We start from the raw sequence: 26,629 nt of genomic DNA on the forward strand, positions 1-26,629 counted from the left end.
CACAGATGAACTTGACCTGGCCGGCCAGCCCGCGTACACGCTGGTGACCATCCGCCATCCGCCATCCGCCATCCGCCATCCGCCATCCGCCATCCGCCATCCGCCATCGACCATCACCGTTCGCGCCTGCCGGGGCTGCTACACTCCGTCCCGATGAGTGTTTCTGCCGCCTCTGCGCCGTCCGTTCCGTCTGGGCCTGTCCGCATTCTGGGCATCGATACGTCCTGCGACGACACCGGGGTCGGCATCGTGGAACTGCTGCCGGACGGGCGCGTGAACCTGCTCGCGAACCGCGTGTGGTCGCAGACCGTTCACGCCCGTTACGGGGGGGTCATGCCGGAACTCGCCAGCCGCGAGCACGTGGAACGCATCGACGAGGTCATGGGTGACGCGCTGCGCGAGGCGGGCCTGAACGTGACCGACATCGGCGCGGTGGCGGCCACGTCCGGTCCCGGACTGGTCGGGGCGCTGCTGGTCGGCCTGATGTACGGCAAGGGGCTGGCGCAGGCGCTGAACGTGCCGTTCCACGCGGCGCACCACCTGGAAGGGCACATCTTCGCGGCGGCCAGCGAGGCCGAACTGCGCGCCCCGTTCCTGGCGCTGGTCGTCAGTGGCGGGCACACGCACCTGTTCGACGTGCCGCGCGACGGCGAGTACGTACTGGTCGGCGCGACCATGGACGACGCGGCGGGCGAGGCTTTCGACAAGATCGCCCGGCTGGCCGGACTGGGTTACCCCGGCGGCCCGGCCATCAGCGAGGCCGCCACGCGCGGCAACCCGGACGCCGTGCCGTTCAAGGAGCCGTTGCAGGGGCAGAAGACCTTCAACTTCAGTTTCAGCGGCCTGAAGACGGCGGCGTTGCTCGCCCACCGGGCCGGGGCCGCGCCGGAGGACCTCGCCGCCAGTTTCCAGCAGGCGGCCGTGAAGGTCCTCGTGAAGACCACGACCCGCGCTGCGCACGCCCACGGTCGCGGTACCGTGGTCGTGTCCGGCGGCGTCGCCGCGAACGCCGCGCTGCGTGAGGCGTTCGGCGCGACCGACCTGAACGTCGTGTTCCCCGGCCGGGGCCTGAACACCGACAACGGCGCCATGATCGCCCTGGCCGGCGCGGCCGCCATCCGTGCCGGACGGCCTGCCAGCCCACTGGACGGCGGAGCGACCGCCTACGCGCCCCTGGCGAACGCCTGATACGGACTCCGATTGAATGGGCTGCACAGCCCGTTCAATCCGAGCGGATGCGACTCGGAGAGCTGCCCCGCAGAGTAGGAGAGAGACGGGTTCCGGACGTGGAGCTGGCAATCCGGTGACGTTCCGGATTGTCGGCGCAACAAACGGAATCCGTATGAACCGGTACAGGACAACAGAGGAGCAGGGGCGGCCCGCTGTGGCCGCCCCTTTCTCCACTACCTGCTGATTACGACGCTACGTCAGGCGCTCTTGGCTTTCTGGCTGTCGCGGGCTTCCTGGGCGAGCTGGCGGCGCAGGATCTTCATGGCGGCCGTCTTGGGAAGTTCGGTGCGGAACTCGACGCTGCGGGGCACCTTGTAGTTGCTGAGCAGGCCCTTGCAGTGCGCGATGATGTCGGCCTCGCTGGCGGTCGCGCCGGGTTTCAGGGCCACGACGGCGTGGACGCTCTCGCCGCGGTACTCGTCGGGCACGCCGACGGCGGCGGCTTCCAGGACGGCCGGGTGACTCATCAGGACTTCCTCGACCTCGCGGGGGTAGATGTTGAAGCCGCCGGCGATGATCAGGTCCTTCTTGCGGTCCACGATCCGGAAGTACCCGTCGGGGTCCATGGTGGCCATGTCGCCGGTCATCAGCCAAGTGCGGCCGTGGGCCTCGCGCAGGGTCTTGGCGGTCTCGTCGGGGCGCTGCCAGTAGCCTTTCATGATCATGGGGCCGGCGATCCACAGTTCGCCGACCTCGCCGGGCGCGACGAGCTGCCCGTCGTCATCCACGACGATGGAGTCCACGCCGGGGAACGGCACGCCGATGCTGCCCTCGCGCTGCTCGCCGAAGATGGGGTTGGTGTGCGTGCAGGGGCTCGCCTCGGTCAGGCCGTAGCCCTCGACGAGGTTGGCGCCGCCCGTGATCTCCTTGAAGCGGCGGGACGTTTCGAGCAGCAGGGGCGCGCTGCCGCTGATGCACGCGCGGATGCTGGTCAGGTTGTGCTTGGGCGTGTCCGGGTGGTTGTTGATGGCGTTGTACAGCGTGGGCACGCCGGGGAACAGCGTGGCGCCGGACGACGTGATCTGCGACAGGACCATCTTGATGTCGCGCGGGTTGGGCACGAGGGCCAGGGTCGCGCCGGTCAGGACGCTGAGGTTCATGGCGACCGTCATGCCGTACACGTGGAAGAACGGAATGGCGGCCAGCGTGACTTCCTGCCCGTCGCGCAGGTCACTCATCCACATGCGGGCCTGCTCGCAGTTGGACACGAGGTTCGAGTGCGTGAGCATGGCGCCCTTGGGCACGCCGGTGGTGCCGCCCGTGTACTGCAGCAGGGCCACGTCGTCGGGGCGGACGGTCACGCTGGGCGCGGCGGCCGCGACCTGGGAGGCCAGCACCTTCGGGTAGGACAGCACGCGGTCGTCGAACGGCACCTTGACCCAGGTGCCCTCGCGGCGCGCCTTGACCGGGTACAGCAGGTTCTTCGGGAACGGCAGGGCGTCCTGCACGCCGGTGACCAGGGTCCGTTTGACCGGCACGCGGCTGCGGATCTCCTCGTAGCGGGGGTAGAAGGTGTCCAGGATGACCAGCGTCTCGCTGCCGCTGTCCTTGAGCTGGTGTTCCAGTTCGGACGGGGTGTACATGGGGCTGGTGTTCACGGCGACCGCGCCGGCCAGCAGCGTGCCGTAGAAGCTGGTCACGAACTGCGGGGTGTTCGGCAGCATGATGGACACGCGGTCGCCGGGGCGCACGCCCATCTTGTGCAGCGCGGCGGCGAACCGCTGGGCGTCCTTGTACAGCTGGCCGTAGGTGGTGTTCGCGCCGATGAAGGACATCGCCACGCGGTCCGGGTACTTCTCGGCGGTGCGGCGCAGCAGGTCCGGGAGGGTCAGGCCGCTGGGCGTGAAGGTGTGGGGCACGCCGGGTTCGTAGCTGCTGAGCCAGGGGCGGGGGGGGGTGGCTTGGGTCATGGCTCTCCTGGGGAAACGGGGGCGCCCCGGACTCGCTGGATGAGAACTCGGGGGAGGGGGGTGGAACCTGCTCCGCTGCGGTTGCGGCGCGTGTAGCGCGTGACCCCGGCGGGTCTGGAACGGAACAGATCGGTTCTAAGTTGAACTCAGTATAAGCAAAAATGAAGCCTTATCAAGCCACCCCCATCTCCCCCCGCACGCACCCCACGCGCCTGAAGCGACCCTTCACGCACGCCACCGAACCCAGTCCAGCGCACAGAATTCTGCTGCGGGCCCTTCAGACTGCCGTCATGTCACCCGATGCCCCCACCCGCGACGACCGGCGCTGGCTGCGCCTCACCCTCGACCTGGCCCGCGAGGCCCAGCAGGCCGGCAGCGCCCCGGTCGGCGCGGTCCTCGTCGACGCCAGCGGCCACGAGGTCGCGCGCGGCCGCAACCGCGTGGGCGAGACCCAGACGCCCGAACACGTCGGGGACGCCAGCGTCGCGCACGCCGAGATGGACCTGTACTTCAGCGTCGGCAAACTGGAGAACCCGGAAAACCTGACCCTGTACACCAGCCTGGAACCCTGCCTGATGTGCGGCGGCGCCAGCGCCCTGCTCGGCGTGGGCCGCGTCGTGTGGGTCACGGACGACCCCTGGGGCGGCTCGGGGCGCCTGATCGCCTGGAGCGACCACCCCGCCATGCAGGACACCGAGGTGCTTCCCACCCCTGACCCGGAACTGGAACGCGAGGGCGCGCGGCTGTTCGCCCCGGAAGCGAAACGCGCCTTTCCCGACGAGGGCTGGCAGCTGTGGCGCCGCCGCTACCCCGCCGAAACCGCCGGGCTCTGACCGGCGCTCGCACCGGCTCCGGGGCCTGTTCCCCGCGCGGTTGCGCCCCCGCACCTGCCCGCGCGGCCCGCCTGCACGCCACTTCACGGTGCGCGCCGCCCGCATGGGCTAGCCTGCCCGCATGCGTTACCGCACCTTCACCGAGGCCGACTACCCGGCCATGCAGGCCCTGGACCTGCGCCTGCAACGCCACCACGACCCGGCCTTCGACACCCTGCCGGAACGCGAACGCGACGGCCGCACCCACACCAGCCTGCCCGCCCTGAAATTCTACGAACGCAGCGAACACTCCTTCGCCGCCGAGCAGGACGACACCCTGATGGGCTTCATCCTGGCGCAGTCGGTCTGGCAGGGCGACCGGCCCCTGGTGCTGGTCCGCACCGTCACCGTCGCCCCCGACGCCCCGGACGGCACGCACGAGGGCCTGCTGCACGCCGCCGTCAAGAGTGCCTACGACACCGCCGTGTACGAACTGCACTTCACCCTGACGCCCGAACTGCAGGCCGCCGCGCTCGCCGAGAGCGCCGTCGTGACCGGCCAGAGCGCCGTGTGCCACCTGGGCACCCGCGCTGACACCGCCCCCGGTACCCGCCTGCGGACCGGCCCGCAGGGCGCATAATGACAGCCATGACCAACACCGCCACCCGCGTGCTGCTGGGCGTGCGCGGCATGAGCCGCGACGCCGGGACGGGCGTCGCTGCCGCGCTGACCGCCCTGCCCGGCGTGAGCCGCGCCACGCCCGACGAAGGCCAGATCGAAGTGCACTACGACCCCTCACAACTGACCGTCATGGATCTCGTGCGCGCCGTGCGCCGGCAAGGATTCCTGGCCGGCATGCTCTGAACGTGGCCCTGGGCTACGTGGGCGTCCTGACCGTCCGGGTCGAGATGCCCTGGGTCGCCAGCCTCAAGGAGAAACGCGCCCTGGTCCGCCCGGTCGTCGAACGCCTGAAGGTCCGCTACCCGCTGACCGTCGCCCGGCTCGACGGCCTGGACGCCCACGACTGGGAAGTGATCGGCGTGGCGACCATCAGCAACGACTACGCCTGGGTCGAGGAGACCCTGCGGATGGCTGCCGACTACATCGCCAGGGAAGGCCCGTACCGCGTGACCGACGAACACACCGAGATCACCCCCCTCGGCGCGGACGACGACGAGGACTGAACCGGAATCCGTGGAACGTCCTGCTGGAGCTGCTCCGCAGAACGGGCGTGCCACGTTTGCCCCTCCCCCTTGATGGGGGAGGTCGGGAGGGGGTGAGCAGGAATGGCGTGACAGAAGACGTGTTCCATGCTTGTCCCCCCTGGCGCTTGAACAGTGTCCGCACCATTGATGACACGGCTCCACGTCCGCAACCCGCCCCTCTCCCACTCTGCGGAGCAGCTCTACGAGTCGTTTCGCTCGGACCCGGCGGGGTTTGCAGCCCATTCAATCGGAGTCCGTACAACACGGCCTGCACAGGCAACGCCCCCCGGAGCCACTGGCCGCCGGGGGGCGTTGCGCTGTGCGCGTTAGGGCGTGACCGGGGTCTTCAGGGCGTCGAAGGGCGCGGGTGGGGTCAGCAGACGCCAGTTCAGGACGTTGTCACCGCTGAATTCCGCGACCGTGCCGGCGTTGCAGTCGTACGTGACGTTCGCCTTGCGCATGATGGGCCACACGACGGCGGCGGCGCGACCTGCCACATCGCGGCGTTCGATGGCGCCGATCATGCGGGAGTCCTCGGAGCCGTTCTGGGTGCGGTTGTCGCCCATCACGTAGTAGTGGCCCTCCGGGACGGTGAATTCCCGGCTGTCCTGCACCACGCCGTAACTGACGGACGCCGTGGCGTTGTTCGCGAGGTCGCTCTGGGTGTCCCAGCAGCCCTGCTCCTGCCAGTAGGCGGTCGTCCAGCTGGAATCGAGCGGCGTGCCGTTCACGGTGACTTCGCCGCCCGTGACGCTGATGCGGTCGCCGGGCAGGCCGATCAGGCGTTTGATCAGGAACGGCCGGTACGTCCACAGGCCGAACGCGCTCTTGTTCAGGTTCGAAATGCCGGCGCTCGCCGCGCGCGGCGGTTTGAAGATCAGGATGTCCCCGCGTTTGAATTCACCCACGCCGGCCTTGTGCAGCCAGGTTTCGTATTTCGGGACGAACACCCGCTCCCCGTTGCGGAGGTTGGGCATCATGCTCACGCCGTCCACGCCGACCAGCGTCGCGACGAACTGCGTGATGACCACCGCGAACGCGATCGGTTCGAGCAGTTCCTTCCACAGCTTCTGGAGGGCGGTCGGTGCAGGTCTGTCAGGTCTGGTCATGCACCGGGCAGAATACCGGATGCGGCCGGGCCGCATGCCTCCGGGCGCGGCACCCGGCACCCCGGTGGGCGGGCGGGTCCGGATCAGCCCAGCAGCGCGCGGATGCGGGGCAGTTCGGCCAGCGCCGCGTCCCGCCCCGCCTGGGTGGCCTGCGCGGCGCGGTTGAAGTTCATCAGGTCGATGTCACCCAGGTGCGGCCGCAGCAGCACGTCCGGACGGTACAGGCTGACGCGGGCGTCGGTCAGTTGCGCCTGCATGATCTCGACCGAGCGGCGCAGCGCCCGCAGCGGCCCCAGGCTGGCCTCGCGTTTCCATAGCAGCACGCGCCGTTCATGCAGTTCCAGCGGGTCGGGGGCGGTCACGTCGACCGCCAGCACGCGCCGCGCGCCCAGGAACAGCGCGGCGTCCACCGGCACCTGATTCAGGATCCCGCCGTCCGAGAGCAGCATGTCATCGACCGGGACGGGTTCCAGCGCGCCGGGGTAGGCGGTCGTGGCGCGCAGCGCCGCGTGCAGGTCCCCGCGCGTCAGGTACACGGCGCGGCCCGAGAGCATGTCGGTGGCGGTGATCGCCAGCGGGCGCTTCAGTTCCTCGAAGGTGGGCGGCAGGTGCTGCGAGAGCCACGCGGTCAGGCTGGACGTGCGGATCAGGCCGGGACCGGGCCGCAGGTCCAGCAGCCGCCGCCACGACACCGACCGCGAGAGCCGTTCTAGGTCCTCGCCGCTGTACCCGGCCGCGATGAACGCCCCCACCAGTCCGCCCATGCTGGTCCCGGCGACCACGTCCGGCAGCACCCCGCGTTCCTCCAGTACCTGCCACACGCCCACGTGCGCCAGTCCGCGCGCGCCGCCGCCACCCAGCACCAGACCGTAACCGCTCACGCCGGCACGCCCGGATCGCGGTGCTCGGGGGGCCGGGTCGTGCCGGAGGCTGGCAACGGTCGGAAGGTCATGGTCCGATTCTACGGCGCGCGCCCGGCTGTTGAACCCGGTCCAGTTCGGGCCGCGCGGGCCGCTGCCGCCGCGCTTTCCGGCAGTGGCCGGCCGGGGCGGGGGTGGCCGGGGCGCGGCTGGGGTCTACCCGCCCCGCGCGCCCCTGCGGTAGCCTGAGCGGGATGCCGCTTGCAGGACAGATCGTGGGTGACGGAGTGAGACTCGTCCGTCCCGTCGGTCGCGGCTCGCACAGTCTGGTGTACTTCGCGGTGGCCCGCGACGGGCAGCCCTGCGCGGTCAAGATCTTCCCGGCCCACCTGAGCAATTACGCCGACCGCGAGTACCAGCACGCGCACGACCTGCGCCACCCCCGGCTGGTGCGGGTGCTGCACCGCGCCGTTGTGGAGGGCCAGCCCGCCCTGGTCGGCACCCTGGCGCGCGGCGAGGTGATGTTCCAGCGGTTCAGGCAGCGGCCCGCCGCGCGCACCGAGCGGCGCGCGTTCCTGCTGACCATCGTGCATCTGCTCGACGCCCTGTCGTACCTGCACGGGCGCGGACTGGTCCACCGCGACATCAAACCCGAGAACATCATGGTCGACGAGGACGGCAGCGCCAAACTCGTGGATTTCGACCTGTCCGGCCCGGCCTTCGAGACCTTCGACACGCCCGTCCGCATGGGTACGGCCGCCTTCCAGAGTCCGGAGGCGGCGCGCGGCGAACCGCTCGGCCCGGAAAGCGACCTGTACGGCGTGGGCGTCCTGCTGGGGTGGGGCATTCACGGGTCGCTGCCGGACCCGGACGACCCCCTGCCGCTCAGCGGCGATCCGCTGGGCGCCCTGCACGCCAGCCTGACCCGCCCGCACCGCGCCGAACGCCCCAACGACGCGGGCCGCGTCCGGCAGGAACTGCTACGCCTGGCGCGGCTGCCGTACTGAACGGCCGGCACGGCAGGGGGCGGGACGGGGGCGCTGTCGGCTGATCCGTCCCGCCCCGCGTATCACCGTTCAGCGCAGGATGCGGGCCTCGTTCGGGCGCAGGGCCGCGCCGCTCGCGGGCCGGTCGCCCAGGCTGCTCAGCAGCGTCTCGCCGGCTGCCAGCGCGCCGAGGTCGTGGGTCTGCGCGCCGAAGTTCAGCAGGACGGTCAGGCGCTCACGGTCGTCCTCGCGCACGAAGGCGAACACGCCGTCCGGGGCGTCCACGCTGCGGTACGTGCCGCCGATCAGCGCGGGGTGTTCCTGGCGCAGGCGGGTCAGGTCGCGGAAGTAGTTCAGGTCGCTGGCCGGGTCACTGTCCTGCGCCTGCACGTTCAGGGTGGCGGCGTCGTCCGCCAGCGGCAGCCACGGCGTCGTGCCGGGCGCGCTGAAGCCCGCATTCGCGGAAGCGTCCCACTGCATGGGCGTGCGTTCCGGGTCGCGGCCCGCCTCGGGGCTGTCCGGCTGTTGCAGCGCGGCCGGGTCCACGATCCGGTCGGGCGGGATGACCACGTCGCGCATGCCGATCTCGTCGCCGTAGTACACGGTGGGCGTGCCGCGCAGGGTCAGCAGCAGCGTCTGCGCCACGCGGTACTGGTCGTCGCCCACGCGGGACCGGAAGCGGTGCTGGTCGTGGTTGCCCAGCACCCAGTTCGGCCACGCACCCGCCGCGAGGCACGCCGCGTCGTACCCGTCCGCGAACTGCCGCACCCCGGCCGCGTCCCAGGGCAGCAGGATCAGGTGGAAGTTGAACGGCAGGTGCACCATCCGGGCGTCCTCGGTGCCCGAGTACGGCAGCAGGCGGTCGACCGGCAGGTAGATCTCGCCGACCATCATGCGGTCATCGAACTCGTCCAGCACGGCGCGCATCTCGCGGATGTACCCGTGCGTCTCGGGCTGGTCCTGCGTGTAGGGGTGCAGCAGGCTCCAGTGTTCGGGCTGGCCGGGCTGCCAGTCGGGGTTCTCGGGTTCGTCCAGGTATCGGTCGTCCTCGGCGAGCAGCCAGATGACGTCCACCCGGAAGCCGTCCACGCCCCGGCGCATCCAGAAGCGCAGCGCGTCGAACATCGCCTGCCGCACGTCGGGGTTGCGCCAGTTCAGGTCCGGCTGGCTGGGCAGGAACTGGTGCAGGTAGTACTGTCCGCTCGCCTCGTCCAGCGTCCAGGCCGGGCCGCCGAAGAAGGACTTCCAGTTGTTCGGCACGCCGCCGCCCTCGGCCGGGTCGCGCCACACGTACCAGTCGCGTTTCGCGCTGTCCTTACCAGTCAGCGCCTCCTGGAACCACGCGTGGTCGGACGAGGAATGGTTGGGCACGTAGTCCAGCATGACCTTCAGGCCCAGGCGGTGCGCCTCGGCCACGAAGGCGTCGAAGTCCTCCAGCGTGCCGAACAGCGGGTCGATGTCGCAGTAGTCGGCCACGTCGTAGCCGAAGTCGCGCATGGGGCTCCTGAAGATGGGGGAGAGCCACACGGCCCGCACGCCCAGGCTGGCCACATAGGGCAGGCGGCGCGTGATGCCGCGCAGGTCCCCCACCCCGTCGCCGCTGTCGTCCTGGAAGGATCGCGGGTAGATCTGGTAGATGATGCCGCTCTGCCACCACTTCAGTTCGCCGGTCAGGGAGGAGGTCATGCCCAGCACACTACGGTCTGAATCGTTTCAGATCAAGAGGGGGGAGCGGGCAACGGGAGTAGAGGCGCCCCCTCCACTCCCGCTGACCACTGCCGACTGCCCTCAGGGAGCGGGCGTGTCCGAACCCAGGCGCACGGTCACGTCCGCGCCCGCCGCAAGCGGCTGATCCGTGACCGTCCCGAAGCCCACGTCCCGCAGCACCCGCGCCGCCGCCGCGCCCGACGCGGTGGTCCTCGCCGGGCCGCGCGACTCATTCACGATCCAGACGTTCGAGTACCCCAGGCCCTCCAGCCGCGCCTTCAGGCGGCCCGCGCTGCCGTCCGGGGCGTCGGTGTTCACGACCGCCACGCCCAGCGCCCGCACGTCGTCCGGGTCACGGAATTCCTTGCCCACCAGGGCGTTCAGGGCGGCGCGGTCCACCTCCCACACGCTCGCCGCGCCCCGGTACCCGAAGTCGCCCGGCACGCTGAACGTCCGCACCTGCGGCCCGCCCAGCGCCGCGCCGCTCAGGGCCGCGACCTGCGCGCGGGTCAGGTTGGTCTTCATGTTGCGGTCCACCGCGCCCACCATCATCGGCAGGCGCCACACGTTCAGCGGGTTGCGCACCTGCGCGCCCAGCGCGGACACGAACTGCTGCTGCCGCGCGATCCGCCCGATGTCACCCAGGTTGTCGTGCCGGAACCGCAGGAACCCGGCCGCCTGCTCGCCGTCCAGGCGCTGCCGCCCCGGCTTCAGGTCGATGTGCAGCTTCCCGGCGTTATCGTCGTACTTCATGGCCTGCCCCACGTCCACGGTCACGCCGCCCGCCGCGTCGGTCAGGGCAGGAATGGCGTTCAGGCTGACGAGCGCGTAGGCGTCTACCGGCACGCCCGTCAGGTCCTGCACGGCCCGCATCAGCATCTCCGGGCCGCCGTGCACGTTCGCGCCGTTGACCTTGCCCCACCCGTAGCCCGGCATGTTCACCCACGAGTCGCGCGGCACGCCCAGCACGTTCACCCGCCCGTCCGGCCACACCTGCGTGAGCATGATGGTGTCCGTGCGGGTCGTGTACGACTCGGCCTTGGCGGGCCAGGGCCACACGGCGGCGCTGTCGTCGTAATCCACGTCCACGCCGGCCAGCAGCACCGTCAGCGGGCCGTCCGCTGCGCGCGGAACGGCCGCGTACCGCGAGAGAAACGGAGCGGCAGGGGCAACGACCGCTGCCAGACCCGCCGCCGCAACAAGAACCCAGACAATGCGGCGCACGCCGACGAGCATAGCGCCCACACGCCGCGCGCGGATCAACCGGATGGATGATACGGACTCCGATTGAATGGGCTGCAAGGACCATTCAATCCGAGCGGACGCGAGTGGGAGCAAAACGGGTTCCGGGCGTGGAGCTGACAATCCGGTGAAGTTCCGGATTGTCAGCGAAACAAACGGAATCCGTATGACGCGGGGCGCTGCCAGCGCAGGTCACTGCGGCGGCGTCCAGACCATGTGCGTGTACGTGCCCCCGGCCAGGGTCCGCGTGCCCGCCGCGCGGAAGCCCACGCGCGCGTACAGGGTGGCGGCCCGGTTGCCGTCCTCGACGAGCAGGCCCACGCGGTCCAGGCCCCGCGCCTGCGCCTGCCCGGCCGCCGCCCGCAGCAGCGCGGCCCCCACGCCCGCCCCGCGCGCCGCCTCAGTCACGGCCAGCGTGTCCACGTACAGTTCGCCGGGCGTGCCCTCGGACTCCACCTGCGCGGGCAGACCCAGGGACGCCAGCCGCTCGCGGAACGGGTCGTCCAGCGTCCCGGCCTGATCGCCGGGGTAGGCCAGCAGCATCCCCAGCGGCTCAGGACCACGCGCGGCGATCAGCACATTCTCGTAACTCAGGCGGTTGCCGCGCAGCGGAAAGAACCCCAGCATGGCCCGCGCCGCCCCGGTGTCCGAATCGGCGCCGGTCAGGGCCAGCCCGACCCGGCCGATGGTCTGCTGCACCAGCGGAACGGCGAACGCCGCGTCGAAGGCAGTGGCGGGGCGGATCACGATGGGTTCAGACATGCCGAGCAGCATAGCGCCGCCCCAGGCCGGAGCCGGTCGGCACACAACAAACCGGACCCCCGCAGGAGTCCGGCTGTGCATGATCCGGGTGGATCAGTTCAGGGTGATCTTGTTGGCCTTCAGGGTGCTTGCAGCCTCGTCGATCTCGCCCTCGACCGCCACGTTGGCGTCGGCGCGGTCGCTGCCGAAGAACTCCTCGGCGGTGGTGGCGCCACCCTCGAACACGGTGGACTCGTCGATGGTCACGGCGTAGTTGGCGTCGTTCTCGTTCAGCGTGAAGGTCTGGGCGGTGCCGTCGAAGTCGGTCACGGTGCCTTCCAGGCCATCGCCGACGGCCATGTCGATCTCTTCGCTGGTGTTGGCGTCGTCGTCGTTGGTCATGGTGCTGTCCACGCCGGGATCTTCGGCGTTGTCCATGGCGCCCTCGCCTTCAGCGATGGGGTTGTCCACGCCGGGCTCGTTCGTCTCGGTGGAGACGGCGCCGGTGTCGGTCGTGGTGGTCGTCTCTTCCTTGGGAGCGCAGGAGGCGAGGAGGGCAGCGGTCAGCAGGGCCAGCAGGGTGGGTTTCATGCCCTCATCTTCACCGCTGCCCCTGCCTGCCAGATGAGGAGAATCGCAGGAAGTCTTTACGTCCAGCACGCTGAAAAACCGGTCAGGAACGTGAACCTTCCGTGAAGTTCCGCCTGGGGGGAAGTGCGCGCACGGCCGCCCCCGGATGTGCTACCAAGCGCGCAGCCCGGCACCCTCAGGTGAACGTGAATTCCCCGTTCCGGACGCCCACCTTCACGGTCCCGCCGCCCTGCAGCCGCCCGAACAGCAGCTCGTCGGCCAGCGGCCGTTTGAGGCGCGTCTCGATCACCCGGCCCAGCGGGCGGGCGCCCATCGCCGGGTCGTACCCCAGTTCCGCCAGTCGCGCGCGGGCCGCCGGACTGACCGTGACCGTCACGCCCCGCTCGGCGAGTTGCGCCTGCAATTCCCGGATGAACTTGTCCACCACGCCGCCCATCACGGCCGGGGACAGCGGCGCGAAGTGCAGGACCGCGTCCAGGCGGTTGCGGAACTCCGGCGTGAAGGTCCGCCTGACCGCCTCGGCCTCCTCGCCCGCGCGGCCCACCCGCCCGAAGCCCAGCGCGGGCCGCGACGCGTCGGCCGCCCCGGCGTTCGTGGTGAAGATCAGGATCACGCCGCGCCCGTCCACCTTCTTGCCGGTGTGGTCGGTCAGGGTGCCGTGGTCCATCAGTTGCAGGAAGACGTTGTACACGTCCGGGTGCGCCTTCTCGATCTCGTCGAGCAGCAGCACCGCGTGCGGGTGCCGCGCCACGGCGTCCGTCAGCAGGCCCCCCTGGTCGAAACCCACGTAGCCGGGCGGCGCCCCGATCAGGCGCGCGACCGTGTGCGCCTCCTGGTACTCGCTCATGTCGAAGCGCGCCAGGTGAATGCCCAGCCGGTCGGCCAGCGCGCGGGCCAGTTCGGTCTTGCCCACCCCGGTCGGCCCGGCGAACAGGAACGCCCCCTGCGGTTTCTGCGGGTCGCGCAGGCCCGCGCGCGCCAGTTTCACGGCGCTCGCCACGGCGTCCACCGCCGCGTCCTGCCCGAACACCCGCGCCCGCAGGTCCGCGCCCAGCGTCGCCAGCGACGTGACCTCCTCGGCCCGCACCGCGCCCAGCGGCACGCGCGCCATGCGCGCCACCGTGCCCTCGATGTCCGGCACGTCGATCACGCCGCCCTTCCCGCTGCTGGAGCGCGCCGCGCCGGACTCGTCGAGCACGTCGATGGCCTTGTCCGGCAGGAACCGGTCGCGCAGGTAGCGCACCGAGAGCCGCACCGCCGCCTCCAGCGCGTCCGGCGTGAACGTCACCCCGTGATGCGCCTCGTAACGCCCGGACAGCCCCTGCACGATCTTCAGGGCGTCCTCCTCGGACGGCTCGGGCACCTCGACCGTCTGGAACCGCCGCCACAACGCCCGGTCCTTCTCCAGGAAACGCAACTCGGCGGGCGTGGTCGCGCCCAGCACCCGCAGCCCGTGCCCGTGCGCGCTGCCGCGTGCCAGGGCCGGCTTGAGGAGGTTCGCGGCGTCCACGTTCCCGCCCTCGGTCGCGCCGGCCCCCACCAGCGTGTGCAGCTCGTCGATGAACAGCACCGCGTTACGCCCGTCCAGCGCCGAGAGGACCGCCTTCAGCCGCGCCTCGAAATCGCCCCGGTACCGCGTGCCCGCCAGCAGCGCCCCCAGGTCCAGCGCGAACACGCTGGCGCCCTTCAGGAAGCCCGGCGCCCGCCCGTCCGCGACCCGCTGCGCCAGCCCCTCGGCCAGTGCCGTCTTGCCCACGCCCGGCTCGCCGACCAGCACCGGGTTGTTCTTCCCGCGCCGCGCCAGAATATGCACCACCCGCTCCAGTTCCGCCGCGCGCCCGATCACCGGATCGAACTTCCCGGCCCGCGCCAGCGCCGTCAGGTCCGACGCGTACGCCTCCAGCGGGTCCACCTCCGGCGCCTCGGCTCCCGTTCCGTCCGGGGCCGCGCCGTCCACGCCCGCCACGCGCCGCTCCCGCTCACGGCCCGGCACCTTCGCCGCCCCGTGAGACACGAAATTCAGCACGTCCAGCCGCGACGCCCCCTGCGCCTCGATGGCCGCGCGCGCCGGACTGTCCTCCTCCTCCAGCAGTTCCACCAGCACCCGCGCGCCGTCCGCCTGCTGCCCGGCCCGGCCGCTGGCGTGCAGTTGCAGCACCGCGCCCTCCACGACCCGGTGAACGCCCAGCGTGAAATCCGGCTCGGCGTCCGGCACGGCGTCCAGCCCGGCCAGCAGCGCCCTCAGGTCGTCCCGCAACCTCTCCACGTCCACACCCACCGCCAGCAGCGCCTCGCGGGCCTCCGGGTCGTGCGTCAGGGCCAGCAGCAGGTGCTCCAGCGTCACCAGCTCATGCCCCGCCTCGCGCGCGTAATCCGCCGCGCGGCCAATCGTCACCTGCAGGTGATCGCCGATCATTCGCCCGCCTCCGGTTCGGCCACCACGCGCAGCGGGAACCCCTCTTGCCGCGCGGCCGCCATCACCTGCGCCACCTTCGTCTCGGCCACGTCCCGCGAGTACACGCCCGCCACGCCCTGCCCCTTGTGATGCACGGCCAGCATGATCAGTTCGGCCTCCTGCTCGGACTTGCGGAAAAAGCGGCGCAGCACCTCCACCACAAACTCCATCGGGGTGTAGTCGTCGTTCAGCAGCAGTACCCGGAACAGCCGGGGCCGCTGCGTCCGCGTGCGCTCCAGCGTCTGGGTTCCAGAATCAAGGTCCCGGCGTGTCATGCCGCCGAGTGTAGCGGCCCCCGACCACCCCGGCCGGAGTCGGGGTCACGGTCAGGGCGCAGGCAGGCATAGAGGCGCACGAAAGGCCGCGCCCCCTCCGGTGGGGGAGGGGGCGCGGCGCTGGCAGGAAATGATCATACGGATTCCGTTTGTTTCGCCGACAATCCGGAACTTCACCAGATTGTCGGCTCCACGTCCGGAACCCTTGTTGCTCCCACTCTGCGGAGCAGCTCTACGAGTCGCTTCGCTCGGATTGAACGGGCTTTGCAGCCCATTCAATCGGAGTCCATATCAGGCTTTCTTGGCGTCGCGGGCCGCGCCCTTGACGTCGTTGGCGGCCTTGGTGGCCTCGGCCTTCACGTCGGCGGCCTTGGCCTGCGCGTCGGCCTTGACCTCGGCGGCCTTGTCGGCAGCGGCGTTCTTCGCGTCGGACGCGGCGTCCTTGACCTTGTCCGTCACGTCGGCCGCCTTGTCACTGGCAGTCGCGGCGGCGTCTTTGGCGGCGTCGGCAGCCTTGCCCGAGGCGTCGGCCACGGCGCTTTTCACGTCACCGGCGACTTCCTTGACCTTGTCGGCGGCGGCCTGCGCGCCACCGGCGGCGGCGTCCTTGACCTCGCCCGCCTTGTCGGCGATCACGGCCCCGGCGTCCTTGGCGGCGTCCTTCGTCTTCTCCCAGCCCTTCGTGACGCTGCTGCCCACATCCTGCGCGGCGTCCTTGAGGCCCAGTTCGGCCAGTTTGGCGTCCAGCGCGCGGCGGTTCTGCTCACGGCTGAAGTAGTACGCGCCGGCTCCCACCAGGGCACCCAGGACCAGCAGACGTTTCACGGGAAAATGACGATCACTTTTCATGAGAGTCAGCCTACGCCCGCCTCATCTGTGCAGGATGAGCCGCGATTCACGGGCAGTTCACGCCCACCCGGCACGTTCAGAGCAGCCCCAGCCGCCGCGCCAGTTCCCGCCCCAGAATCCACTCCTCCGGCTCCCCGGCGTCCTGCACGCGCACCAGCACGCACTCGCGGCCCAGGTAGAACGCCACGATCTTCTCCCAGGCTTCCTCCTCGGTGTCCGCCGTCTCCTCGATGTCCTCCAGGGTGCCCCACACGTCGCCGTCCACGTCGGCGCTGCGCAGCGCCTCGGCGTGCCCGCTCAGCACGTACGCGTCGACCGCCTCGTCACGGCGGTACGGTTCGCCGTCCCGGCGCAGGTCCAGGCGGTCGTCCCGCTCGAACAGGCTGTCCAGGAAGGCGTCCCACTGCCCGGCACTCAGGATGATCACGTCGCGTCGCTCGTCACTCACGCGCGCAGTGTACCCGCCCCGCCCCCGAACTGCCGACGGGTGCCGAAAGAACACGTGAAGGCGCAGCGTTCAGGTGCGCGCCCGCGCCGCCCCGTACACTGCGGACATGCAGCCCGCACAACGCAACCCTGGCCGCCGCCTCCTGTCCCTGGGCGCCCTGCTGCTCTGCCTGCTGACGCTGCTGACCCTGACGCTGCCCGCGCAGGCGCAGTCCGGCGGCGGGTTCGGCGGCAGTTCCCGCAGCTCCGGCAGTTCCGGCGGGAGCTCCGGCGGCAGCTTCGGTGGCAGCCGGGGCGGCGGGTACAGCGGCGGCGGGTACAGCGGAGGGGGGTACAGCGGCCCGATCATCATCAACGGCGGAGGCGGCTACGGCTACGGCGGCGGGGGGAGCGGCGGCCTGATCACCCTGGTGATCTTCGGCGTGGTCATGTTCGTGGTCATCAGCGGCATGAGGCGCACCCTCGGCGGCGGCGGGCGGGGTCTGGCCGGCCTGAGCGGCACCGCGCAGGCCCTGAGCGTGCAGCTCCTGCTGGCCGAGGGTGACGAGGTCAAACGCGCCCTGCAACGCGTCGCGCAGACCGGCGACCCCGACACCAATGAGGGCCTGACCCGCATGATGCAGGAAGCCGCGCTGGTCGTCCTGCGCCACCCGGAACGCTGGGTGTACGGCAACGTGCAGCGCGCCCAGGGCGCCGCGAACACCGCCGACAGCCAGGTGGGCGCCTGGGCCACCGAGGCCCGCGCCGCCTTCACCGAGCAGACCACCAGCAACTACCAGAACAACGACCCCACCAGCGGCTACGCCCGCCGCGACGACTACACCTTCAAGCACGACGCCGCCGACCAGTACCTCGCCGTGACCCTGGCCGTCGCCGCGCACACCCTGGCCGCCCTGCCCCCCGCCGGCGCCACCAACGCCGCCGAGGCCCGCGCCGCCCTGCGCGCCATCAGCGCCGTCACGCCCGGCGACCTGATCCGCGCCGAGGTCGTCTGGAGCCCCGACGCCGAAGGCGAATTCCTCAGCGAGGACGAGGCCATCCAGAAGTACCCCGACCTGACCCGCCTGTAACGGCCGCCTCCAACCTATCTGCCCGACCGGACTGTTCAGCGTCAGACAGTCCGGCCTTCGCGTGCGCCCGTATCCTCACGCATGGCCCGCCGGCACCCCCCCAGCAACTGGCCCCCGCCGACCCGGCCGGACCCCACCTGCGCCCTGTGCGGCCGCGCCGTCCCCGCCCTGACCGAACACCACCTGCTGCCCCGCTCGCAGGGCCGTCGCCAGGGCGTCCGGGCTGCCGACCTGCCCACCACCCTGCTGTGCCGCCCCTGCCACAGCTTCCTGCACCGCACCTTCAGCAACGCCGAACTGGCCCGCGACTACCAGGACATCGGCGCCCTGCGCGCCCACCCGGAAGTGCAGCGGTTCACCCGCTGGCTGCGCACCCAGCCCGCCACCAAGGGCGTCCGCGTCCGCTGATCGGGGAGCAGGAAGTGGCCCGCCGCTGCGGTGCAGGGCGGGCCACTTCCCGGTGCGTCACTTCAGGGTGGCGACGTAAGCGGCGACGGCCGTCAGGTCCGCGTCGGTCATGGGCGTCAGGGCGATGTGCATGGCGTCCGGGTATGGAATGCCCGTGACCGGGCCGGCCTTGTAGGCGCGCAGCTGTGCCAGCACGGACGCGGCGGTGCGGCCTGTGATCGCGGGCACGCCCACGTCCTCGGCGCCCCCGCCCGTCTCGCCGTGGCAGACCGCGCAGGCGATGACGCCGCGCGCCGCTGCGCCCACCTGATACAGCGTCTCGCCGGGCGTGGTCGCCCCGGTCGTCGGGGGTGGCGTGACCGGGGGAGTGGTCGCTGGGGGCGGCGTGACCGGAGCGGTGGCCGGCGCCGCAGCCGGTGCGGACGCCGGGGTGCTGTCGCCGGAGTAGAACGCGGCGATATCCACGATGTCCTGATCGCTCAGGCGCGACGCGATGTTCTGCATCGTGCCGTTCGGACGGGTGCCCGCGCGGAACGCCAGCAGCGCCGTGCGGATCTGCGGGGCCGGGTCGCCCTTCAGGGCGGGGGCGCGGCCGTTGGGACCGTGGCAGCCGGCGCAACTGCCGGCCAGCGTCTCGCCACGCGCGGCGCTGGGCGTCAGGCCCGCCAGGGCGCTGTCCGTCGTGGCCGGAGACGCCGCCGTCTGGGCCAGTACCAGCGGCGCGCCGAGCGCCAGCAGGCCGGGAAGAAGGAACCGTGAGAGCCGTCCGCGTCTGATCTGCATGTCCCTGACCTCCACTCTGAACGGGGCGGCGTTCCCCGCCGCGTTTCCCGCCTGAACAACGCCTGCAACGACCTGTCGCCCTGCAACTGCTGGTCGCCCCGAGATACTTGTTGAAACGCCTGACAGTGTACCTCCCCGGCAGGCGGGATCGCTCAGGCCGTCACGCGCTCCGGCGCGGCCCGCTCCCGGACCTCGCCGACCGGCAGCCAGCGGCGCAGCAGCAGCGGGACACCCTCGGCCGCGACCAGCACCAGCAGGGCGTAGCGCAGCGCCCGCACCAGCCCGACCTCCTTGATCCCGTCCGGCAGCGCCCCCAGCGCGAAGTACACCGCGAACACCACCGTCAGCCCGGCCACCGCCACGATCACGCGGCCCAGCGCCGTCGCGGGCGGCGTGAAGCGCGGCTGCACGAACCAGAATCCGGCCGCCATGCCCAGCCCCGCCGCGAACTCGCGCGGTGCGCCCGCCGGCAGCAGCGCCGCCACGACCAGCGCGCCCAGCGGCGGCGCCCAGCGCAACGCGCCGCCCTGCGGGAACTGCACGCGGGCCGCCAGCAGCGCGAACAGCGCCCCCAGCGTCAGGCCCACGATCACGTCGCTGGGGTAGTGCACGTTCAGGACCAGCCGCGACCCGGCGATCAACGCGACGAGCGCGGCAGCCGCCCCCGTCACCCACGGGCGGCGCAACTGCGCGGCCACGCCCCACCACAGCGTCGCGGCCATCTGCGAGTGCCCGCTCGGCAGGCCCGGCCCGCCCGCCGTGGCCCGCGCCGCCTCCGACGCGGCCGCCGGGGCGTTCGTGAACGGGCGCGGCAAGTTCAGGCCGTACTTCAGCGCGGCGTTCAGCAGGTAACTCAGCGCGAAGGCCACGCCCAGGTTCCTCCCCCCGACCGGCCGTACCAGCCACGTGTACAGCGCCAGCCCCACGATGAAGACCTCGTCCCGCCCCAGATTCGTGACCGCCAACCAGAAAGTTTCCATGACGCCCCACATTCTGACCCACCCGCCGGGCGGGTGCGCGCCACCATCCGCCCGCGCCCGGCCGGGTGCTGCCCAACAGCCTGTCTGGACAGTAAACTGAGGGGTATGACCGTTCCCACTGCCGACGTGCTGCGACAGGTGCAGCACAACTCCCCTAACGCGCTGGAGTTGCGCGGCATCACCAAGCGCTTCCCCCTCGTGCTCGCCAACGACGACATCTCCATGCAGGTCCGCTGGGGCAGCGTTCACGCCCTGTGCGGCGAGAACGGCGCCGGCAAGAGCACCCTGATGAAGATCGTGTACGGCATCCAGCCCCCCACCAGCGGTCAGATCGTCGTGGACGGCGAGACCGTCGACCTGACCGACCCCAGCGAGGCCATCAAACGCGGGATCGGCATGGTCTTCCAGCACTTCATGCTCGTCGAGACGCTCACCGTCACCGAGAACGTCATCCTGGGCATGGAACCCACCAGCGGCGGCGCCATCAACTACGCCGCCGCCCGGAAACGCGTCGCGGAACTCATCAAGCAGTTCAACTTCGACCTGAACCCCGACGCCATCGTCGGTGAACTCGCCGTGGGCCTGCAACAGAAAGTCGAGATTCTCAAGACCCTGTACCGCGGCGCCCGCATCCTGATCCTCGACGAACCCACCGCCGTCCTCACGCCCAGCGAAACCGAGGAACTGTTCGACTTCCTGAAAAACCAGTACGCTGCCAGCGGCAACGCCGTCATCTTCATCAGCCACAAGCTGCACGAGGTGCTGCACATCAGCGACACCATCAGCGTCATCCGCGACGGCCGCATGATCGGCACCATCCCCGCCCAGGGCGCCACCACCGAACTGCTCGCCCGCATGATGGTCGGCCGCGACGTGTCCCTGAAAGTCAACAAGGCCCCCGCCCAGCCCGGCAACGTGGCGCTTGACGTGCAGAACGTCGTCGTGAAAGGCGAGTATGGCAACGCCGTGGACGGCGTGAGCTTCCAGGTCCGCGCCGGCGAGATCGTCGGCATCGCCGGCGTCGAAGGCAACGGCCAGAGCGAACTCGTCGAGGCCATCACCGGCCTGCAACCCTACCGCGGCCAGATCACCTACCTCGGCAAGGCCGCGCGGGGCGTGCGCGAAGTCGAGGCGTCCGGCCTGTCCCACGTTCCCGAAGACCGCAACGAACGCGGCCTGGTCCTCGAAATGACCACCGCCGAGAACTTCATCCTGGGCGAACAGGACCGCGCGCCGTTCGCCGGGCCGCTGGGCCTGCTCAACCGCGAGGTCATCGAACAGAACGCCCGCGACCTCAGCGAGAAGTACGACGTGCGCCCCCGCTCCACCACCCTCCAGGCCGGACGGTACTCGGGCGGCAACGCCCAGAAACTCATCGTCGCCCGCGAGATGCGCAAGGGCCCCAAGATCCTCGTCGCCAGCCAGCCCACCCGCGGCGTCGACATCGGCGCCATCGAATTCATCCACGCCCGCATCGTCGAGGCGCGCGACCAGGGCCTCGCCGTGCTGCTCGTCAGCGCCGACCTGGGCGAAGTCATGAACCTCGCCGACCGCATCCTCGTCATGTACGAGGGCAAGGTCGTCGGCGAGGTCGAGGCCGCGCACGCCACCGACACGCAACTGGGCCTGCTCATGACCGGCAGCGCCGACACCCTGAACACCCAGGTCAGCTGGCAGGAGTGACGCCGGGAGCGTAGGCCGCAGGTACCCAGGAAGGAAGGCCCGCCAGCCGGAGTGCTGTGCGGGCCTTCCTGTCATCAATGGTGCGGACACTGTTCAAGGGCCAGAGGGGACAAGCATGGAACACGTCTTCTGTCACGCCATTCCTGCTCACCCCCTCCCGGCCTCCCCCCTCAAGGGGGAGGGGTCAACATGGCGTGTTCATCGCTGCTCTGCCCTGAAGGGATGAACCTGTCCGCAGGGCCATTTCTCTCCTTCTCCGCTCGGACCCAGCGGGCTTTGCCGCCCATTCAATCGGAGTCCGCATCAGTTCACCGGTTCGGGTTCGCTGTGCGCGGTGGGTTTGCCGGTCAGGTTGATGCCGGCGCTGGCGGCGATCACGCACAGCATGGCGATCCACTGCGCGGCGCCCAGGCGTTCGCCCAGGAACAGCAGGCCGCTCAGGGCGGCGATGGCCGGCTCGACGCTCATCATCACCCCGAAGATGCGGGCGGGAATGGCCCGCAACGCCCGCATCTCCAGGGTGTACGGCAGGGCGCTGGACAGCACCGCCACGCCCAGCCCCAGCGCCAGCGCGCCGGGCGTCAGCAGGTCCGCGCCGGCCTCTGCCACGCCGAACGGCAGGGTCACGACGGCCGCCACGATCATGCCCGCCACCACGCCCGTCGTGCCTGGCACGCGCCGGCCCACCGCGCCGCCCGCCAGGATGTACAGCGCCCAGAATGCCCCGGCCAGCAGCGCCAGCCCGATCCCGACCGGCGAGACCGGCGCGGCCGCCACGCCGCCCGTCAACTGCTGCCCCAGCGGCGAGATCAGCGCGATCCCCAGGCCCGCCAGGACCACCCACGCGACGTCCAGCGCCCGGCGGGACAGCAGCAGGGACAACGTGAGCGGCCCGATGAATTCCAGCGTGACCGCCAGTCCCAGCGGCAGGGTCCGCAGCGACTCGTAGAACGCGAGGTTCATCAGGCCCAGCGCCGCGCCGTACGGCACGATGGCCGCCCAGTCCGCGCGGGTCAGGGCGCGCAGGTTCGGGCGCAGCAGCGCCACCAGCAGCGCGGCGGCCAGCGTGACACGCAGGGTCGTGGTGCCGGCCGCGCCCAGGGTGGGGAACAGCGTCTTGGCGAACGCCGCGCCCCCCTGAATGCTGACCATGGCCAGCAGCAGCGCCGGAATGGGAGGCAGGCCCGGCCGGGGGCGCGCAGTGGAACGGGCGGCGGTCATGCCGGGCATTAGACCACCTGCGCCCCGCCCATCCGGGAGAGGCGCCTAGTCGGCTGGTCGGCCGTCTGCCCCGCCGGGACGGACCGGCCCGGACGCAGCTGGCTCATACGGACGGCCGTTTGTTGCGCCAACAATCCGGAACTTCACCGCCCCTGCCGGCTCCACGTCCGGAACCCGTTTCTCTCCTTCTCGCATCCGCTCGGACCCAGCGGGCTTTGCAGCCCCTTCAATCGGAGTCCGTATCAGGTGCCTTCCGGGTCGGGCCGCTCGGCCAGGACCGCTCCGGCCAGCCGGAAGCCGCTCAGCGCGGCGGGTACGCCGGCGTAGATCGCCACCTGATGCAGCACGTCGCTCAGGTCCCGTTCGCTGACGCCGCTGTTGGCGGTGGCGCGCACGTGCCCCTCGAATTCCCGGTCGCGGCCCAGCGCGGCCAGGATGCCCAGCGTGACCATGTGCCGTTCCCGGTCGCTCAGGCCGCCGCGTCCCCACACGGCGCCCCAGGCGTACTCGGTCAGGAAGCGCTGGAAATCCGCGCCGAAGGCCTGCGGGTCACCGGCGAAGGCGCGGTCCACGAACGCCTGTCCCATCAGCTGCGCCCGCTTCTGTTTGCCGCGCGTGAGCAGTTCGCTGTCCTGCGGGCCGGTCGCCGGATCGTCCGTGTGGTCACTCATGCCCCACGCTACCCGCTCGTGGGGCGGCAGCCCTGTCACCCCGTGCAGGGCAGCGGGGGGCGGTAAGGGAGCGTACGCAACAACAACCCCCCGCCGGACCGGGCAGGGGGTGTCGTCGCGTGAGCGGAAGCTCAGGTCAGTCGTATCAGGCCCTGTATCAGGCCCACTTGATCAGGCCGGCTTCCAGGTCGTTGCTCAGGCCGTCCACGACGGGAATCATGCGCACGCCGACCGAGTACAGGCCGCTCTCGTTCAGGGGCACCTGGGCGCTGAAGGTGCCGTCGCCGTGGCTGGTCAGGGGCACGTGGGTGCGCTGGCCGGCGCGGGTCAGGACGGCTTCCACGCGCAGTTCGTCGAGGTTGATCCCGGCGGGGTTGACGGTCGCCGTGACCGGCACGGTCTGGCCGGGCTGGCTGGTGGCGGGCAGCTGCGCGTGGGCGCTGAGGGTGGTGTGCGGCCACTGCTGGCGCACCCAGCCTTTCCAGCTGGCGATCTCGCGGGCGCGGGCGCTGCCGCCGGCGGCCAGGGTCGCGCCGCGCGCCGCGACGGGCACGTAGTACTTCTGCACGTAATCGATCACCTGACGCTGCATCGAGAAGCGCGGGCTGCACGTCTCGATGGCGCGGCGGACGGTGTGCGCCCAGGATTCGGCGCCGGCACGCTGCCCGTAGTAGCGGGGCGCGATCTCGCTTTCCAGCGTCTGGTACATGCTGTAGGCGTCGGCGTCGTCCTGCACGTTCAGGTCGGCGTACTCGCGTTCCTCACCGATGGGCCAGCCGTTCGTGCCATCGAACCCCTCGCGCCACCAGCCGTCGAGGATGCTGAGGTTGGGGCTGCCGTTGAAGCTGGCCTTCATGCCGCTGGTGCCCGAGGCTTCCAGCGGGCGGCGGGGGTTGTTCAGCCAGATGTCCACGCCCTGCACGAGGTGACGGGCGACGTGCATGTCGTAGTTCTCGAGGATCACGATCCGGCCGCGGAACTCGGGTTCCTGGCTGAGTTTGTAGATCTCCTGGATGAAGGCCTTGCCGGGGTTGTCGGCCGGGTGGGCCTTGCCGGCGAACACGAACTGCACCGGGCGTTCCGGGTGGTTCACGATGCGGCTGAGGCGTTCGCGGTCACGGAACAGCAGCGTGGCGCGCTTGTACGTGGCGAAGCGGCGCGCGAACCCGATGGTCAGGGTGTTCTCGTCGAGCAGCGTCTCGGTGGCGGCCACGTCGGCGGCGCTGGCGCCGTTGCGGACCTTCTGTTCGCGCATGCGGGCGCGCACGAAGGCGATCATGTCGCGTTTCATGTCGCGCTGCACGTCCTGAAGCTGCTGGTCGGTGAGTTGCTCGACCGCCTGCCACATCTGTTCGTCTTCCAGGCGTTCGGTCCAGTCGGCGGGCAGGACCGTGCCGAGCAGGTCGCGCATGGCCTGACTGGTGAAGGTCAGGTTGTGCGCGCCGTTCGTGACGTGCCCGATGGGGACTTCCTCGGTCTGCGCGCCGGGGTACAGGAAGTTCCACATGTCGCGACTGACCTCGCCGTGCAGTTCGGACACGCCGTTCGCGGCGCGGCTCATGTTCAGCGCGAACACCGTCATGGAGAAGGTGGGGACGAGGTGGCCGTCCCACAGCTGCTCGTGTTCGGCCAGTCGGTACAGTTCGTCGCGGCTGGTGGCGAGCTGCGCGGGCCACGCGCCGACGTAGCGGTCCATCAGTTCGTACGAGAACGCGTCGTTCCCGGCGGGGACGGGCGTGTGCGTGGTGAACAGGGTGGAGCTGGCGACGGTCTCCACGGCGGTGCGGAAGTCCAGACCCTGTTCCACATACTCGCGGGTGCGTTCCAGGCCCAGCAGGGCGGCGTGGCCCTCGTTCATGTGGTACACGTCGCCGGGAATGCCCAGCAGCCTCAGGGCGCGGATGCCGGCGACGCCCAGCAGCACGTACTGCTGCACGCGCAGTTCCTGGTTGCCGCCGTACAGGCGGGCCGTGAGTTTACGGTCCTCCTCGCTGTTCTCGGGGACGTTGGTGTCCAGCAGCAGCACCTTGATGCGGCCCACGTTCAGGTTCCACACGCGCGAGTGGACGGTGCGGCTGCCGATCACGACGCTCACGCGCGCCTCCTCGCCGCTGGCCGTCAGGGCGGGCGTGATGGGCAGGGTGGTCAGGTCCAGTTCGTCGTAGGTCTCGTTCTGCCAGCCGTCCTTGTCGAACAGCTGCGTGAAGTACCCCTGGTGGAACAGCAGGCCGACCGCCGTGAAGGGAATCCCCAGGTCGGAGGCACTCTTGCAGTGGTCGCCGGCCAGCACGCCCAGGCCGCCGGAGTAGATGGGCAGGGACTCGTGGTAGGCGTACTCCATGGAGAAGTACGCGACGGGTTTCATGTCCGGCACGTTCCGGGCGGCCCAGGTGTCCTTCTTGCCCATGTAGGCGTCGAAGTCGGCCATGACCTGCGCGTAGCGCCGCAGGTAGGCGGGGTCAGCCGCGACCTGTTGCAGGCGGGCCTGCGGAACCTCGAGCAGCGTGCGGACCGGGTTGTGCTGGAAGCGCTCCCAAATAGAGGAGTCCAGTTCCTGGTACAGCTCCTGCGCGCGGGGTGTCCACGACCAGTACAGGTTGTAGGCGAGTTCAGACAGCCTCGCGATCTCGGGCGGCAGCTGAGGCAGCACGGTGACTTTGCCAATGACGTTCATACCAGATGAGCTTACACTAAGCCCATCTTGACCACCTACAGTCCCGCTCGGCGCCCAGCACGGCCCCCGGTGGCGGTTGTCCAGACAGCTGCCCGGCATGTCAGCATGCCCGCATGACGCTCCCCGACCCCCCAGAAACCGGCCCGGCCACCGACCCGCAGGCCGCCCTGATGGCCGAAGGCGACCGGCTGGCCCGCCACCTGACCCAGACGCTGGAGGCCACCCTGCCCGACCAGCCACGTCTGACCCTGCTGGGCCGCAGCCTCGCCCTGAACCTCGTGAACGCCTTCGTGCCCACCCTGGAGCACATTTCGCGCCGCGCCGGGCGACCCCTGCACGCCACCCTGACCGTGGACGACCGGGCACGCCCACTGCTGATCACCGCCACGCCGGACGGCGAGAGCGGCCCGACCCTCAGCGCCGACGACCTGCTGCGCGACCTGCTGTTCGTGCGCGGCCACCTGCACCCCGTCGTCCGCGAGCACCTGCAGGGGGGCCTGCGCGGCAGCGAACATCAGGCCACCCGCGCCCTCGTCTCATGCCTGAACAGCCGCCCCGTCCTGGACGCCATGACCCGCGCCGTGCAGACCCTGCTGGCCCGCTGACTCTCTCGGACGGACCCCGACGGAACGCCTTGCAGAACCGCAGCATTCACCGCAGCATTCAGAGGCATTCAGGAGTCCCGTTCATTCCTCTGATCAATGGTGCAGACACTGTTCA

General features: G+C 70.6%; 26 protein-coding genes. 10 read left to right on the forward strand and 16 right to left on the reverse strand.

Annotated features, from left to right (window positions below):
* Positions 1-153 precede the first annotated feature (153 nt).
* The gene (gene tsaD / locus CBQ26_RS03705; protein WP_088247236.1) at positions 154-1,188 is read left to right on the forward strand and encodes a tRNA (adenosine(37)-N6)-threonylcarbamoyltransferase complex transferase subunit TsaD; all 1,035 of its coding nucleotides are present in this window, start codon (positions 154-156) and stop codon (positions 1,186-1,188) included.
* A 239-nt stretch (positions 1,189-1,427) separates the two neighbouring features.
* Here tsaD and CBQ26_RS03710 read toward each other — a convergent pair whose 3' ends face one another.
* Positions 1,428-3,140: a long-chain-fatty-acid--CoA ligase gene (locus CBQ26_RS03710; protein WP_088247237.1), complete on the reverse strand. Its 1,713-nt coding sequence runs from the start codon at positions 3,138-3,140 to the stop codon at positions 1,428-1,430.
* Positions 3,141-3,430: 290 nt separating this feature from the next.
* Here CBQ26_RS03710 and CBQ26_RS03715 point away from each other — a divergent pair, with 290 nt between their 5' ends.
* From CBQ26_RS03715 to CBQ26_RS03730, 4 genes are all read left to right on the forward strand, one after another.
* Positions 3,431-3,973 carry a nucleoside deaminase gene (locus tag CBQ26_RS03715; RefSeq protein ID WP_088247238.1) on the forward strand — a complete coding sequence of 181 codons (543 nt, stop codon included), beginning with the start codon at positions 3,431-3,433 and terminating at the stop codon, positions 3,971-3,973.
* Positions 3,974-4,094: 121 nt separating this feature from the next.
* The gene (locus tag CBQ26_RS03720; RefSeq protein WP_088247239.1) at positions 4,095-4,592 is read left to right on the forward strand and encodes a DUF1999 domain-containing protein; all 498 of its coding nucleotides are present in this window, start codon (positions 4,095-4,097) and stop codon (positions 4,590-4,592) included.
* Positions 4,592-4,816, forward strand: coding sequence for a heavy-metal-associated domain-containing protein (locus CBQ26_RS03725; protein WP_088247240.1), 225 nt, complete (start codon positions 4,592-4,594; stop codon positions 4,814-4,816). Before CBQ26_RS03720 ends, CBQ26_RS03725 begins: the two co-directional genes overlap by 1 nt.
* Before the next feature lie 2 nt (positions 4,817-4,818).
* A complete protein-coding gene (locus tag CBQ26_RS03730) occupies positions 4,819-5,136 on the forward strand; it encodes a DUF503 domain-containing protein (RefSeq protein WP_088247241.1) in 318 nt (105 codons plus the stop codon).
* A gap of 347 nt (positions 5,137-5,483) precedes the next feature.
* Here CBQ26_RS03730 and lepB read toward each other — a convergent pair whose 3' ends face one another.
* Positions 5,484-6,266, reverse strand: a complete 783-nt coding sequence (gene lepB / locus CBQ26_RS03735; protein WP_088247242.1) for a signal peptidase I — start codon at positions 6,264-6,266, stop codon at positions 5,484-5,486.
* An 83-nt stretch (positions 6,267-6,349) separates the two neighbouring features.
* The gene (locus CBQ26_RS03740; protein ID WP_088247243.1) at positions 6,350-7,147 is read right to left on the reverse strand and encodes a patatin-like phospholipase family protein; all 798 of its coding nucleotides are present in this window, start codon (positions 7,145-7,147) and stop codon (positions 6,350-6,352) included.
* Positions 7,148-7,380: 233 nt separating this feature from the next.
* Here CBQ26_RS03740 and CBQ26_RS03745 point away from each other — a divergent pair, with 233 nt between their 5' ends.
* Positions 7,381-8,133, forward strand: coding sequence for a serine/threonine-protein kinase (locus CBQ26_RS03745; RefSeq protein WP_088247244.1), 753 nt, complete (start codon positions 7,381-7,383; stop codon positions 8,131-8,133).
* Positions 8,134-8,202: 69 nt separating this feature from the next.
* Here the strand turns inward: CBQ26_RS03745 and CBQ26_RS03750 are convergent, their stop codons facing one another.
* The 8 genes from CBQ26_RS03750 to CBQ26_RS03785 all read right to left on the reverse strand — a co-directional run bounded on the left by CBQ26_RS03750 (position 8,203) and on the right by CBQ26_RS03785 (position 16,420).
* On the reverse strand, positions 8,203-9,798 hold the full coding sequence (locus CBQ26_RS03750) for an alpha-amylase family glycosyl hydrolase (RefSeq protein ID WP_088247871.1): 1,596 nt from the start codon (positions 9,796-9,798) through the stop codon (positions 8,203-8,205).
* Positions 9,799-9,900: 102 nt separating this feature from the next.
* The gene (locus tag CBQ26_RS03755; protein ID WP_229844265.1) at positions 9,901-11,043 is read right to left on the reverse strand and encodes an LCP family protein; all 1,143 of its coding nucleotides are present in this window, start codon (positions 11,041-11,043) and stop codon (positions 9,901-9,903) included.
* A 210-nt stretch (positions 11,044-11,253) separates the two neighbouring features.
* Positions 11,254-11,823 (reverse strand): GNAT family N-acetyltransferase, encoded by a 570-nt coding sequence (locus CBQ26_RS03760; RefSeq protein ID WP_088247246.1) that lies wholly within the window; start codon positions 11,821-11,823, stop codon positions 11,254-11,256.
* 93 nt (positions 11,824-11,916) lie between these two features.
* Complete coding sequence (locus CBQ26_RS03765; RefSeq protein WP_088247247.1) at positions 11,917-12,393, reverse strand: hypothetical protein; 477 nt, start codon at positions 12,391-12,393, stop codon at positions 11,917-11,919.
* A gap of 175 nt (positions 12,394-12,568) precedes the next feature.
* Positions 12,569-14,809 (reverse strand): AAA family ATPase, encoded by a 2,241-nt coding sequence (locus CBQ26_RS03770; protein WP_088247248.1) that lies wholly within the window; start codon positions 14,807-14,809, stop codon positions 12,569-12,571.
* On the reverse strand, positions 14,806-15,123 hold the full coding sequence (gene clpS / locus CBQ26_RS03775; RefSeq protein ID WP_088247249.1) for an ATP-dependent Clp protease adapter ClpS: 318 nt from the start codon (positions 15,121-15,123) through the stop codon (positions 14,806-14,808). Before clpS ends, CBQ26_RS03770 begins: the two co-directional genes overlap by 4 nt.
* Positions 15,124-15,414: 291 nt before the next feature.
* Positions 15,415-15,972 carry a desiccation-associated late embryogenesis abundant protein gene (locus CBQ26_RS03780; RefSeq protein WP_088247250.1) on the reverse strand — a complete coding sequence of 186 codons (558 nt, stop codon included), beginning with the start codon at positions 15,970-15,972 and terminating at the stop codon, positions 15,415-15,417.
* A 76-nt stretch (positions 15,973-16,048) separates the two neighbouring features.
* Positions 16,049-16,420 (reverse strand): hypothetical protein, encoded by a 372-nt coding sequence (locus tag CBQ26_RS03785; RefSeq protein WP_088247251.1) that lies wholly within the window; start codon positions 16,418-16,420, stop codon positions 16,049-16,051.
* 106 nt (positions 16,421-16,526) lie between these two features.
* Here CBQ26_RS03785 and CBQ26_RS03790 point away from each other — a divergent pair, with 106 nt between their 5' ends.
* Positions 16,527-17,489 carry a DUF1517 domain-containing protein gene (locus tag CBQ26_RS03790; RefSeq protein WP_088247252.1) on the forward strand — a complete coding sequence of 321 codons (963 nt, stop codon included), beginning with the start codon at positions 16,527-16,529 and terminating at the stop codon, positions 17,487-17,489.
* A gap of 81 nt (positions 17,490-17,570) precedes the next feature.
* Entirely contained in the window at positions 17,571-17,897 is a 327-nt protein-coding gene (locus CBQ26_RS03795) for an HNH endonuclease (protein WP_088247253.1), read from the forward strand.
* Between the two features lie 57 nt (positions 17,898-17,954).
* Here CBQ26_RS03795 and CBQ26_RS03800 read toward each other — a convergent pair whose 3' ends face one another.
* Both CBQ26_RS03800 and CBQ26_RS03805 read right to left on the reverse strand, forming a co-directional pair.
* On the reverse strand, positions 17,955-18,680 hold the full coding sequence (locus tag CBQ26_RS03800; RefSeq protein WP_088247254.1) for a c-type cytochrome: 726 nt from the start codon (positions 18,678-18,680) through the stop codon (positions 17,955-17,957).
* A 152-nt stretch (positions 18,681-18,832) separates the two neighbouring features.
* Positions 18,833-19,660, reverse strand: a complete 828-nt coding sequence (locus CBQ26_RS03805; RefSeq protein WP_088247255.1) for a phosphatase PAP2 family protein — start codon at positions 19,658-19,660, stop codon at positions 18,833-18,835.
* A gap of 105 nt (positions 19,661-19,765) precedes the next feature.
* Between CBQ26_RS03805 and CBQ26_RS03810 the strand changes: the two genes are divergently transcribed.
* Positions 19,766-21,343, forward strand: coding sequence for an ABC transporter ATP-binding protein (locus CBQ26_RS03810; RefSeq protein ID WP_088247256.1), 1,578 nt, complete (start codon positions 19,766-19,768; stop codon positions 21,341-21,343).
* Positions 21,344-21,646: 303 nt separating this feature from the next.
* Here the strand turns inward: CBQ26_RS03810 and CBQ26_RS03815 are convergent, their stop codons facing one another.
* From CBQ26_RS03815 to glgP, 3 genes are all read right to left on the reverse strand, one after another.
* Complete coding sequence (locus CBQ26_RS03815; protein WP_373297193.1) at positions 21,647-22,573, reverse strand: EamA family transporter; 927 nt, start codon at positions 22,571-22,573, stop codon at positions 21,647-21,649.
* Positions 22,574-22,806: 233 nt separating this feature from the next.
* Positions 22,807-23,235 carry a 4-carboxymuconolactone decarboxylase gene (pcaC, locus tag CBQ26_RS03820; RefSeq protein ID WP_088247257.1) on the reverse strand — a complete coding sequence of 143 codons (429 nt, stop codon included), beginning with the start codon at positions 23,233-23,235 and terminating at the stop codon, positions 22,807-22,809.
* A 157-nt stretch (positions 23,236-23,392) separates the two neighbouring features.
* On the reverse strand, positions 23,393-25,909 hold the full coding sequence (gene glgP / locus CBQ26_RS03825; protein ID WP_088247258.1) for an alpha-glucan family phosphorylase: 2,517 nt from the start codon (positions 25,907-25,909) through the stop codon (positions 23,393-23,395).
* Between the two features lie 113 nt (positions 25,910-26,022).
* Here glgP and CBQ26_RS03830 point away from each other — a divergent pair, with 113 nt between their 5' ends.
* Positions 26,023-26,514 (forward strand): hypothetical protein, encoded by a 492-nt coding sequence (locus CBQ26_RS03830; RefSeq protein WP_088247259.1) that lies wholly within the window; start codon positions 26,023-26,025, stop codon positions 26,512-26,514.
* Positions 26,515-26,629: the final 115 nt, after the last annotated feature.

Origin of the sequence: Deinococcus indicus, assembly GCF_002198095.1 — a bacterium.
Lineage (GTDB): Bacteria > Deinococcota > Deinococci > Deinococcales > Deinococcaceae > Deinococcus > Deinococcus caeni.